At 68.1% G+C, this 12,131-nt stretch carries 9 protein-coding genes; 5 read left to right on the top strand and 4 right to left on the bottom strand.

What is annotated here, in order from left to right:
* Positions 1-3 precede the first annotated feature (3 nt).
* The 3 genes from C1A15_RS05050 (at position 4) to C1A15_RS05040 (ending at position 3,720) form a co-directional block, all read left to right on the top strand.
* The gene (locus C1A15_RS05050) at positions 4-645 is read left to right on the top strand and encodes a 4Fe-4S dicluster domain-containing protein (protein ID WP_101721546.1); all 642 of its coding nucleotides are present in this window, start codon (positions 4-6) and stop codon (positions 643-645) included.
* Positions 646-653: 8 nt separating this feature from the next.
* On the top strand, positions 654-1,682 hold the full coding sequence (locus C1A15_RS05045; protein ID WP_101721545.1) for a 4Fe-4S binding protein: 1,029 nt from the start codon (positions 654-656) through the stop codon (positions 1,680-1,682).
* Between the two features lie 214 nt (positions 1,683-1,896).
* Positions 1,897-3,720, top strand: coding sequence for a UvrD-helicase domain-containing protein (locus tag C1A15_RS05040; RefSeq protein ID WP_101721544.1), 1,824 nt, complete (start codon positions 1,897-1,899; stop codon positions 3,718-3,720).
* A gap of 78 nt (positions 3,721-3,798) precedes the next feature.
* Here C1A15_RS05040 and C1A15_RS05035 read toward each other — a convergent pair whose 3' ends face one another.
* Complete coding sequence (locus C1A15_RS05035) at positions 3,799-5,097, bottom strand: L-cysteine desulfidase family protein (RefSeq protein WP_101721543.1); 1,299 nt, start codon at positions 5,095-5,097, stop codon at positions 3,799-3,801.
* 233 nt (positions 5,098-5,330) lie between these two features.
* On the opposite strand from C1A15_RS05035, the gene C1A15_RS05030 reads away from it, so the two are divergent.
* A complete protein-coding gene (locus C1A15_RS05030; protein WP_101721542.1) occupies positions 5,331-7,049 on the top strand; it encodes an FAD-dependent oxidoreductase in 1,719 nt (572 codons plus the stop codon).
* Positions 7,050-7,409: 360 nt separating this feature from the next.
* Here C1A15_RS05030 and C1A15_RS05025 read toward each other — a convergent pair whose 3' ends face one another.
* Positions 7,410-8,990, bottom strand: a complete 1,581-nt coding sequence (locus tag C1A15_RS05025) for a helix-turn-helix transcriptional regulator (protein ID WP_101721541.1) — start codon at positions 8,988-8,990, stop codon at positions 7,410-7,412.
* Between the two features lie 140 nt (positions 8,991-9,130).
* Here C1A15_RS05025 and C1A15_RS05020 point away from each other — a divergent pair, with 140 nt between their 5' ends.
* Positions 9,131-9,649, top strand: coding sequence for a hypothetical protein (locus C1A15_RS05020; RefSeq protein ID WP_101721540.1), 519 nt, complete (start codon positions 9,131-9,133; stop codon positions 9,647-9,649).
* 233 nt (positions 9,650-9,882) lie between these two features.
* Here the strand turns inward: C1A15_RS05020 and C1A15_RS05015 are convergent, their stop codons facing one another.
* Positions 9,883-10,740, bottom strand: coding sequence for a hypothetical protein (locus C1A15_RS05015; RefSeq protein WP_101721539.1), 858 nt, complete (start codon positions 10,738-10,740; stop codon positions 9,883-9,885).
* A gap of 188 nt (positions 10,741-10,928) precedes the next feature.
* A complete protein-coding gene (locus tag C1A15_RS05005) occupies positions 10,929-12,131 on the bottom strand; it encodes a 4Fe-4S binding protein (RefSeq protein WP_101721538.1) in 1,203 nt (400 codons plus the stop codon).

Genomic DNA, 12,131 nt, shown 5'->3' with positions numbered 1-12,131 from the left:
GCGATGGAGAACAAGCAGGAGAGAACCTACGCCGGCATGACGCGCCGCACGCTGTGCTTGGGCGCGGGCGGCGCGGCGGTCATGCTGGGCTTGGGCGGATTGAAGTACGCGGGATCGCAGTCCCTCGTGCGCCCGCCGGGAGGCCAGGACGAGGAGCGGCTCATCTCGGCGTGCATCCGCTGCGAGAAATGCTACGAGATCTGCCCGCGCGACGTCATCGCGCCCGCCCACCTCGAGGACGGCGTGCTGAACATGCGCACCCCCACGTTCGACTTCTCCGCGAACTGGTGCGACTGGTGCGCCGACGAGCACGACGGCACCCCGCTGTGCGTGAGCGCCTGCCCCACCGAAGCGCTCAAGCTGCCCGCCGACGCCACGGCCGAGAACACCATCATCGGCAAGGCGGTCATCCACGAGGATTGGTGCCTGGCCTACAAGCTCACCGGATGCCGGTTCTGCTACGACGCGTGCCCCTACGAGGCCATGGAGCTGGACAAGGACAACCGTCCCATCGTGCTGGAGGACAAGTGCAACGGATGCGGCGCGTGCGAGAGCGTGTGCGTCTCGCTGCAAAACGGCTCCATCGCCGAGGGGGCCACGGCGCGCGCCATCGTCGTCCACCCGCTCGACGAAGTTGAAGGATAGGTGCCCCCATGAAGAAGAATTCCAAAACGCTGCGCACCGCCTGCGCGCTGGCCATCATCGCCGTCGTCACCGTCGGCTTCGTGACGAACGTCGGGATCGGCACCATGTCGGCGCCGGGCATCTGGGACATCTCCATCCTGTGCCCGCTGGGCGCCCTGGGCACCATGCTCGCCTCCAAGATGATGGTGCCGCGCGCCGTGATCTCGCTGATCGCGATGGTGCTGCTCATCGTCCTGTTCGCTCGCGCGTTCTGCGGATGGATGTGCCCCGTGCCGCTCGTGCAGAAGCTGCGCGGCGTGTTCGCGAAGAAGCAGCCTGCCAAGCGCGACGATGCCGTCGACGCCGACGTCGACACCAAGCCCGAGCCCGCTGCCGCGCCGCTCACGAAGGCCGAGGCCGACGCGCTGAGCGTCTCGTGCTCGAAGGGAGCGAAGGACGCGGGCGGATGCGCCTCCTGCGCGGCCAAGCGCGGGGCCGCGCCCGACGCGCGCCACTTCGTGCTGGGCGGCGCGTTGGCGTCCACCTTCGTCTTCGGCTTCCCGGTGTTCTGCCTCGTCTGCCCCATCGGGCTCACGTTCGCCACCATCCTGCTGGTCATCAACCTGTTCGCGCACGGCGACGTCACCTGGTCGCTCATCGTGGTGCCCGCGCTGCTCATCGCCGAAGTGCTGCTGTTCAAGAAGTGGTGCCACAAGCTGTGCCCGCTCTCGGCGTTCATGAGCCTCATCGCGAAGGCGAACAAGACGTTCGTGCCCACAATCGACGATGGGTTGTGCCTGGAGACGGCCAAGGGAGCCGCGTGCGGAGCCTGCGGCCGCGCCTGCGAAGAGGGCATCGACCCGCGCCATCCGCAGCTGTCGCGCGCCGCATGGAGCGAGTGCACGAAATGCCGCGCCTGCGTGGACGCATGCCCCGCGAACGCGATCACCATGCCGCTGCTGCCCAAGCGCTCGTCGGACGCACCCGTCGCCACGACCGTCGATGCGGCCGGCACGAGCGACGCTCGCAACGCCGACGATGCGCGCACCGCACCGTAAACCCCTCCCGCACGGCCCGGCCAGCTGCAGCAGCCGGGCCGCGCTTCCGGAATCGGGCGCGCCCCGCTTCCGGGCAAAAGGCGGCTTGGCAAGGGCTCTGGGGGACAAGCCGCCTTTTGCCCGGAAGCGGCACCCCTCCCCCTCCCTCCCGATGAAAGAGGGGTGCCGCTTCCGCACCGAACCTGACGAACGCGACCTGGAGGAATGAAAACCCATGACAGGTGAAACGACCTTCGAAACGACGGAATCCCTGCTCATCACCGGAGGCGTCGGCAGCGGCAAGACGCAGCGCCTCGTCGAGCGCGCCGCCGCGCTGCTGACGAAGGACGCAGCGGCGCACAGCGTGCTGGTGCTGTGCGCGACGCCCCAGGCGGCGCGCCTGTTCTCGGAGCGGCTGGCCGCCCGGGCAGGCGCCGAGCGCGCCGCGGGCGCGACCGTGACCACCGCGCGGGCCTTGGCGCTCGACGTGCTGGCCGACGATGGCGCGCGCCGCTGGTCGGGACGGGAGCCGCGGCTGCTGACCGCCTTCGAGGAGACGTTCCTCATGGAGGACATGAAGGTGAGCGGGCTCAGGCCGAGGCGGCTGCGCGAGATGCTCAAGTTCTTCTACCGGTCGTGGACCGAGCTGGCCGACGACGATCCCGCCTGGCTGCTGCCGGGCGAGGAGACCGACGTCCATGCGCTGCTGAAGGCGAACCTGTCCTTCATGCGCGCCATCGTGGAGCCCGAGGCGGCGAACCTCGCCGTGCGCTACCTGCGCGGCTGCGACGAAGCGCGCGCCGCCCGCTCCTGGGCGCACGTGCTGGTGGACGACTTCGCGTGCGCGAGCCGCGCCTCCCAAACGCTGGCGAGCCTCGTCGCCGCACGCTCGATCGCCGTGGCGGGCGATGCGGAAACCTGCATCGAGGTGTACGATTCCTACCCCTATGCCGACGGGATCGACGAGTTCCTCGCGACGCATCCCCACGCCGTTCACGAGCGGCTGGCCGCCGATGCGGCCGCCGCGCGCACCCCGCTGGTCCTGCGCAGCGACACCCCCGAAGCCGAGTTCGAGCTGGTCGCGCGCACCGTCGCCGAGGCCGTCGCCGCCGGCACGTCCGCGCGGCGGATCGTCGTGGCCGTGCCGAACGGCGTGTGGTCGCGCAACGTGGTCGTCGCGCTCGCGGCGCAGGGCGTGCGCGCCGAAGCGCTTCCCGACGCGCAGCCTTTGCGCGGCGACATCCGCGACAACGCCCGCTGCGTGCCCGCGCGCATCGCGACGGCGCTCAACCTGGCGGCGAACCCGGACGACGCCGCGGCGTGGCGCTGCTGGTGCGGCTTCGGCGACTACCTCGTGAACAGCGCGGCCCTCGCCAACCTGCGCTCGCGCGCCGAGGAGCAGGGCATCGGCCTCGTGCAGGCGCTCGCTGCCGTCGACAGCAGCGACGACCAGGTGGTGGGCGCGCAGCGCGTGGCCGAAGCGCACCGCGCCGGGCGCGCGCTCATCGAGCAGGCGCGCGGGCTGACGGGCGAGGCGCTGCTCGACGAGCTGGCGCGCATCGTCACCGGAGGGACGGAGCAGCACGCACCCGCCGTCCTGCGCGAGCGGTGCCTGGCCGACGACGGCTCGGGCAGCGGCGGCGCGGCCGACGATGCCGCCGCGATGACGCGGCGCCTGGCCGAGCGCCTGCTCGCACCCACCCTGGAGGCTGCCGACGCGGTGGCCGTCGTTCCCTACGACCTCGCGTGCGGCTTCTCGCCCGACCTGCTGATCGTCGCCGGCTTCGTCAACGGCTTCATCCCCTCCCGCGACTACTTCGACGCCACGGTGACCCCGCCCGAGCGCCAGGAGAAGATGCGCGCCGTCGACGAGCGGCGCGTGCGCGCGCTGACGGGAAAGGCCGGCCGCACGCTGGCGCTGTCGTATTTCACGTCCACCGACCTCGAAAGCGCGGGCAAGCTGAAGCTCAAGATCAGCCGCATCCGCCTGAAGGACGGCATCCGCACCTGCGCCATCGAGCCCAGCGTGTTCCTGGATGAGACAAAGGGACGGGGTTAATGACTCATTCAGAGAGCATCGGGACATGATCGACGGGGGAATGAGTCATTAACCCCGTCCCTTTGTCTCATTGCACAGCTAGAGACCCAGCATGATCCTGATGATCTCGTCGTTGGTGGCGCGCATGCCGTCGCGGCCGAGGCGGGCGATGCTGTCGATGGTGTTCTCCACGCCCTTCTTCACGATGCCGTCGCCGCCGTAGAACTGCTGGCCGTCGCGGTACATCACGTAGCCGAGGATGCCGGCGTTCACCGAGAAAGCGATCTTGCCGGCGCACGAGGGCTTCGCGCCGTCGCACACCATGCCCGCCACGATGGACAGCGCGTTCACCACGGCGTGCACGGCCTCCTCGTAGCCGCCGCCGTCGAGGTACGCGATGCCGGCGCCCGCCGCCGCGCCCGCGCACACGGCGCCGCAGAACGCCGATAGCCGCCCGATGCCCGTTTTCTGATGGATGGCCACGAGGTTCGACAGCACGAGCGCGCGGTAGAGCTGCTCGTCGGTGGAACCCAGGTGGCGCGCATACACGATGAGCGGCACCGACACGGTGATGCCCTGGTTGCCGCTGCCGGAGTTGATGACCACGGGCAGCTCGCAGCCGCTCATGCGCGCGTCGGACGCCGCTGCGGCGCACGCGCACGCGCGCACCTTCACGTCGTCGCCGTAGGCGCCCAGCATGACGCTGCCGATGTTCGCGCCCCAGTCGCCGGCCAGCCCCTCGCACGCGATGGCGTCGTTGCAGACGATTTGCCGATCGAGCAGGTCGCGCACGTCGTCCAGCTCCGCGGTCATGGCGAAATCCCAGATGCCCTCCATCGACAGAACGCCGCGGTCGGTCATCCCCTCGGCCGAGCCTCCCTCGGAGGTGGGCGCGCTGTCGCGCAGCACGGCGCCGTCGCGCTCCTCGCGCACGATGTTCGTATGGAAGTCGGCGATGCGCACGAGCGCGCTGCGCGCCGGAGCATCGGGGGCTTCGGCGAACACACGCACGACGATGTCGAAGTCGAGCCCCGTATCGGCGCGCTTTACCGTGATGGGCGTGCGCTCCAGGTACGCCGCGACCTCTTCGATGTCGGCCGGGGACACATCGGCGATCACCTCGAGGCTGCGATCGGCCTGCCCGGCCACGATGCCTGCGGCCGCTGCGGCTTCGATGCCCTTGAGCCCGCCGGTATGGGGAACCACCACGCTCTTCGCGTTCTTGATGATACTGCCGCTGGCCGCCACCTCCACGCGCGCGGGAAGCGCCCCCAACAGCTCGCGCGCACGCGCGGCCGCTAGCGCGATGGCGATCGGCTCGGTGCATCCCATCGCGGCGACGAGCTCCTCTTCGAGGATGGCCACGTACTGCCCGTACCGCTCGTCCGTCCGCTCCATGAAGCACTCCTTTTCGCTCCGCCCGTCGCATGCAACGAACCATGATAGCACCCCGTGCGCCCTTCCGTGCCGCGCCCACGCTGCAAACCGCGTGCGGCGCGCCTCCCCCGTTTTCGGGTATCTTCGGCGTTTTGCCTGGACACGGGCCGATATACCCGGTTCCGCGCGATGACGCGGCGAGGGGCGGCGCGTAGCATGCAACCCGTCGAAATCGTACGAACGAGGAGGGAACCATGGGAGAACACACCATCAGCCGCCGCAACTTCTTGGCAGGGCTCACCGCGACGGGCGCGCTCGCCGCAGCCGGCGCGCTTGCCGGATGCGCCCCGCAGGCGCAGGCGGAAGGCGGCAAGGACGGCAAGGCCGACGCCGCCGTGCAGGGCAGCTGGCGTGACAAGCCGGCGATGCCCGCCGACATCGCCGAGACGCTAGAAGCCGACCTCGTGGTGGTCGGTGCCGGCAACGGCGGGCTCGTGGCGGCCACCACGGCCGCGCAGAACGGCGCGAAGGTCATCGTGCTGGAAAAGGGCGGCAACATCGCCGCGGCGCGCGAGGCCGTCGGCGCGCTCAACTCCGCGCTCGAACCGGACCATCACGAAGACGTCCCCACGCTGCTCAATCACGCGAACCAGACCCAGGCCGGCGACGCCAACATGCTGATGTACAAGACCTGGGCCGAGAAGTCCGGCGAGATGATCGAATGGATGAAGGAGACGCTCGAGCCCAAGGGCATGCTGTTCCCGTTCGAGTGGCACAAGCCCGACGACCCGCATGCCTACTACCCGGCCATGTGCTACAACCCCTGCATGGGCGAATACAACCCCGACGGCCCGAACTACGGCGCGTACGCGCACCTCGAAGTGATGAACGAGGTGCTGGGCGAGCTGGGCGGCGAAGTCATGTTCATGACGCCCGCGAAGATGCTCGTGCAGGACGAGTCGGGTAAGGTGACCGGCGTCATCGCCGAGTCGAAGGACAAGGGAACCATCCAGATCAACGCAAAGAACGGCGTCATCGTATGCACGGGCGGCTACGGCGCGAACGACGAGATGCTGCAAGACTTGTGCCCGGGCAACTCCAATTGGTGCGTGCTGCGCGACAGCGTGACCGAAGAGGGCGACGGCATCCGCATGGCGCTGTGGGCCGGCGCCGAGCTCGAGGCCGGCGGCTCCTGCATGATCTGGAACCGCGGCATCATGTTCGACGACACCGAGTTCGACGGTTCCTACCAGGGCGGCGACATCTTCCTGCCCAGCAGCCAGCCGTTCCTCCACGTAAACGCCAACGGCGAGCGCTTCATGAACGAGGACCAGTGCTACCCCATGAGCTACGCGGGCGGCGCGAACCAGCCCGGCCACTTCTCGTGGATCGTCTGGGACGGCAGCTACTGGGAGGACATCGAGCAGTTCGACACGTGCGGATGCTCGCGCCTGTTCCCCGCGCCGTCGGGCACCGCGTTCAACGCCGACGTGTACGACTGCGAAGCCATCACGAAAGAGCATCTCGACTCGTTCTGGCTGGAGCCGCGCATCGAATCGGGCGCGCTCAAGAAATGCGACACGCTCGACGAGCTGGCGAAGGCCATGAAGTTCGACGCCGACCAAACCGCCACGTTCAAGGCAACCATCGAGCGTTACAACGAGCTGGTCGCGGCGGGCGAGGACTCCGACTTCGGCAAGCCGGCCTACCGTCTGAGCGCCGTGGACGAGCCGCCCTTCTACGCCGCGCGCATCGCCGGCGAGCTGCTGGTCACCATCCATGGCGTGATCACGAACACCGATTCGCAGCCGCTGCGCAAGGACGGCAGCGTCATCGACGGCCTGTACGTGTGCGGCAACGACCAGGGCGGTTTCTATCCCCACAACTACCCCAGCAACTTCACGGGCATCAACGCGGGCCGCACCGCCACGTTCGCCCGGATCGCCGCCAAGCACGCTTTGGGCGTCGCGTAAGCGCGCAGCATCAACCTCACGTCCTGCTCCCCCTTGGGGGAGCAGGACGCTTCGCGCGGAGGTCGGGACGCTTCGCGGAGATGAGGCCCGCGTGAATCGTCCCGCGTCTTTCCGCTTCTTTATATGACTTAAAGCATCATGGACAAAAAGGCGAGTATTCTCTAGATTATCGTCGGAAAAACCGGGAGCCAAAATTTCGCTTTCGCATAAGGCCTGGTGAAAGGGCCGCGCGTTTAATTATGTCATTCCAAGGATAAAGAATACTCCGGTTTTTGTCCATGCGATGGACGACAAGCAGAAGCGAGCGGCTCGTCAGACAGACACACCCCCCCCCGAGCAGCGACGATCGACGCGAGGTCGCTAGTGCACCAAATCGATGAGCTCTTGGCGGCTGTGGACATCGAGCTTGGTGTAGACGTGCTTGGCGTGGGTGGCGGCCGTCTCGCGCGAGATGACGAGGGCGTCGCGCACGTAGGGAATGGAGCGCCCGCGCGCCAGCAGGTCGAACACCTCGGTCTCGCGCGGGGTGAGACCGCCGCGACAGGCGAGCTCGAGGATGCGGACGGTCAGCTCGTCCACCTCAGACGCGGCATCGGCGACGGAATCGCCGGGGAGCGTCGGCGAAGGAGCGGACTCGCCGAGCGCCGCGACCGCGGCGTCCTCCTTGCCCGCACCGAACGCGAACGCCCGACCGTCGCTGAGCACGAACATGGTCGCGCCCACCAGCAGCGCGATGGACACCGCGACCACCTGGTCGAGCGAGAACGCCCCCGCCCCCATACCGGACTCGATCAACACGAGCGCCACCACGCCCAAGAGATCGCCGAGGTGCACGAAGATCCACCCGAGCCCGTAGGACTGCACGGGCGTCGCCGCCCCCTGCACAGCGTAGCGTGCGAAGTACATCTGCGTGATCAGGCAGAACGCGAATCGCGCGGCGATGGCCACCACGTAAGCGACGTACGCGCCCGCGCCCTCCCCCAGCACGATGAACGCCGCGAAGCCCACCACGAGCGCCGGGCACATCCACCGGTAGAGGAACGACAGCGACACGCGACGCGGTCCCGCCGTTGCCGACAGGCCCACCATCAACATGAACGCGATGCTCACCACGAGCGCCACCTGTGAAGCCGTCGCATCCTGCCCCGACGACGCCGACCAGAACGAGCCCTCGACGCACACGAACAGGCATGCCGCGAGAATGCCGAACCCGGCACGCCCCATCGACTTCAACACGCGCGGCAGCCCCTTGAGCGCGCTGTCGTGCGCCTCGGCGAACGCACGCTGCTCGGCAGCGCCGCGATACTCGGCCGTCGCCTTGCGCCCTTGCGCGTCGCGCCACGACAGCAGCAGGCACAAGCCCGACAGCAGGGGAAACGCCGTCACCACCGCAAGCGCCATCCAACCCTGCATCGCCGAAACCACCAGCACGAGCACGGCGGCCGCCACAGCCGATGCCGGCGCGAGGAACTCCACTTCCTCCTGAGTCACCTTCGCGTAGTACTCGCCCCACATCACCCACATGAAGCCGCTGCCGAACCCCGTGAGCACCCCGCCGGCCACGAACAGCACGGCAGTCGCCCCGAAATCGGGCAGCTCGCAAAACAAAAGCGGCGTGGAAATCGCCGTGGCCAGCGGCGCGATCCAGAACAGCGCCGCGTGCTGGGTGGGCGAGCCCAGCCGCTTCTCCAACACCACGATGAGCACGAGCATGATCACCGACATGGACACGGGCAGGCCCGTGAAGAACAGGTCCCAACCCGCGCCGCCGCCCGCCAACGTCGAGGCTTTCGCGCCGGTGTAACCGCTCACCGCGTTGGTGTAGAACACGCAGAACACCCAGGCCAGCAGAAACGCCCAACCCAGGCGCCGCAGCGGCGCGAACCGCTCGACCGCCTCCACGAGCGACCGCTCGCGCCGTCCTTGCGCGCTCTCGACCATGCGCCCCGTCTCCCTCCGCCGTCATTCACGTCCCGTCTTTGTACCACAGGATGCGGCTCTTGGCAAAAGAGCTTGCGCCGAGGGGGGGGGGGCAGCTGCTATCATGGTGGGAAGCCGACCGCACGAGAAAGGAACGCCCGATGAGAAGCAGAACCTTCGCACTGCCGGCGGCCCTCGCGTTGTGCTGCGCCCTGACCGGCTGCTCGGGCCTCGCCACTGCCGAGCAGAAATCGGTCTACCGCGACGACGCCCGCATCGCCCAAGGAGCCGACACGTATTCCGTGGTGGACAGCAGAGGCTCCATCTTCGACCGGCACCTCGGCGAGCTGAACGGCCTGGAAACATGGCTCCAGCTCTCCATTCCCGAGGAAGGCGGCGCGTTCCGCATCGACTACGACGTCGACGTATCGACCGGCGACTTCAAGCTCGTGTTCGTCGACGGCAAGAACGTCGACATCGTCTACGAAGGAACGGGCGTCGGCAGCCGCACCTTCACGTTGGAGCCGGGCGACTACGCCCTCAAAGCCGTCGGCACGCATGCGGGCGCCGACATCGAGCTCAAGCTGCAAGCGAGCGAAGGCGTGGCGGGCGTCGAGCCTGACGGCCTGCTCGGCGATCCGCGCGACGTGGAGCTGGAGCCGCTCAAGGACGACGCGTAGCGCGTGACCTCCGCGCGGTCGGACACGCGAATTCGCCCGTGCTAAGCAATTTTTTCGTTTTGCGAACGATTCGGCGTCTCAAAGCGCCCTCGGATGCCGACCCGCAAAGACGGTCTTCGCGTTTCCGCAGGTCGGGCGATGCTAACCTGGTCGCGGCAAGATAGCGCGCGCCCCGAACGTTCGCAAAACGCAAAAATTGCTTGGAACTTGGCGATTCGCGTGTCGCGCGGCCCCTACCCCGCCGCGCGCATGACCATGCGCTTGACGTCTTCGCGGTACTCGGGGCGCACGAGATAGTACGCGTACGCTTCCAGCACGGTTCGGAAAGCCACGCCGCGGCCGACGATCTTGAAGTACCCGATGCCGTGCGAATCGTGCAGGTCGCGCACTTCACGGTCGGTGAAGATCACCGGATGGCCCGGCTCATGGTCGAAGAACTCGGCGCGCTGGGCCACGCACTCGAAAGGCCGCATCGCGCCCGAGCGCTGGTCCTCGCTGTTGTGCAGGTAGTGCTCTTGGCGATGCGGACAGCGGTAGGCGCAGAACTCGTTCACCATGACCTCCACCTTGTCGCGGTCTTCGAGCGCCGCGAGGAACGCCGGGTCCTTGTGGCGGTTGTAGTCGAGCACCACGTAGTCGTAGCGCTTCGTCATGCGGTTCACCTCGGCTGCGTCCGCCAGCGCGCGCGTGGTGGACAGCACGCAGCGCATGCCGTAGCGCTCGCGCACGTAATCGCCCACGAGATCGGCGTACACGATGGCCTCGGCACCGTAGCGGCTGGCGATGGCCAGCATCGCGTTCAGGTACTCGTCGCGCACGTCGTCCTCGCCGGCCAGCATGTTCGTCAGCGTGAGGCGCGCCTTCACGCCGTGCTCGGCCAGCAGCGAGAACGCCTCCTCCATCTGGCGAGGCGTGGAACGCTCGCGCATAAACGCTCGTCCGCCGTTCAGATTGCACGCGGGAAAGCATCCGTACACGCTGTCGATGCGCACGCCGTCTTGGAACAGCGCCGGGCGCTGCTCGAGCAGACTGATGAAGAACAGGTTGAGCCCGAGCCCCACCGTGAAGTCCGGCAGCGTGTACTTGATCATGTCGATCCTCCGATACTTACTGGTCGTTCGTAACGTCAGCGAGAGGCACCCTGGTGGCCGAGATCGTGGGCAAGGCGAGGGCGAAGCGTACTTCGGTACGCGAACCCTCGCCCTCGCCGCGAGATCGGGTGGCATGGGAAACCGCAGCGTCGACCGGTTCCGTCGGCCGTCAGGCCGACGGAACCCCTTTAGAACATGCACATCTCTAAGTCTTCGCCGAGCGTCGAGTGCAGCTTATCGTACATCGACGAGGGCTTGTTCGGGGTCCACGCAGGACGCTTCATGGCGAAGCATACGGCTTCCTTGCCCATGAACTGCTTGATGGGCACGCGCCCGCTCACCGTGATGGCATGCTCGGGGCAGATGCGCTCGCACAGACGGCACTGCATGCAGGCGCTCGGACGGTGCACGACGCCGAACACGCCGTCCTCGTCGAGCTTTTTGATGGCGCCCGTGGGGCAGAACACCGCGCACATGCGGCACGAGCTGCACCGTTCAGCGTCGATGGACACGGCGCCGATCACGCGCGTCTCCACCTCGTCCGCCTCCGGCTGGCCGATATGCTGCAGGTAGTTGTACAGGCGCACGCGACGCGTGGGAACGAACTGCGACAGCGTGCCGTCGGCCCCCACCTTGCGATACGCCGCGGGAACGGGCTCGGCGTCGGCCATCCCCAGCTCCGCGGACACCGCCGCGCCGGCTGCACGGGTCGACGCGTCCTTGGCAGAGCGGAAGAAATCGCGCCGCCCCACCCCGTCGCCGCCCTGGCGACGCGCGCCGCCGGACGCGTCGGAAACCAGCACGCGTTCGGGCACGTGCTCCACCACCTCGACGGGCATGGAAGACCCGAACGCCTCCAGCAGGTTGCGCGAGCCCTCCACCACGTCGCGCATGAGCGCGCCGCCCGGTGCATGCGGGCACGTCTCGCACGGACCGCACGCGAGGGTCGCGTCGAAGGCGCGGTACGCCGCCAGCCCCACGAGCGCCGACTCGTCCATGCGGCCCAAGCACGGCACCGCGCACGCGGCCGGCGCGTCGTCGACCGCGACGCCGGCCGCCTCGAGCGCCGTCTCGCACACGATGACGGGATGGCCCTTCGTCGCCACGATAGAGTGCTTGAGCTGGACCGTCAGCTCGGCGTCCGTCGGGTTGCGCAGCTCGATGGCGCAGGTGGGGCACGCTGTGGCGCACGTGCCGCACCCGATGCAGCGCTCGGGCTCCACGAGCAGCTCGCCCGTGCGGTACGCCAACGCGCCCGACGTGCACGCCTCCACGCAGCGCAGGCAGTCGGCGTTGCGGTTGCGCACCGAGATGCAGCGCTCCTCGTGCACGGCGATGGCGTCGCTCTCGATTTCTCCCAGCAGGGCCAGCAGGCCGTTGATCAGGGACAT

Origin of the sequence: Eggerthella timonensis (genome assembly GCF_900184265.1) — a bacterium.
GTDB classification, from domain to species: Bacteria; Actinomycetota; Coriobacteriia; order Coriobacteriales; family Eggerthellaceae; genus Eggerthella; species Eggerthella timonensis.
Note: the sequence above shows the minus strand (reverse complement) of the source record. Positions and strands in the feature narration are given on the sequence as shown.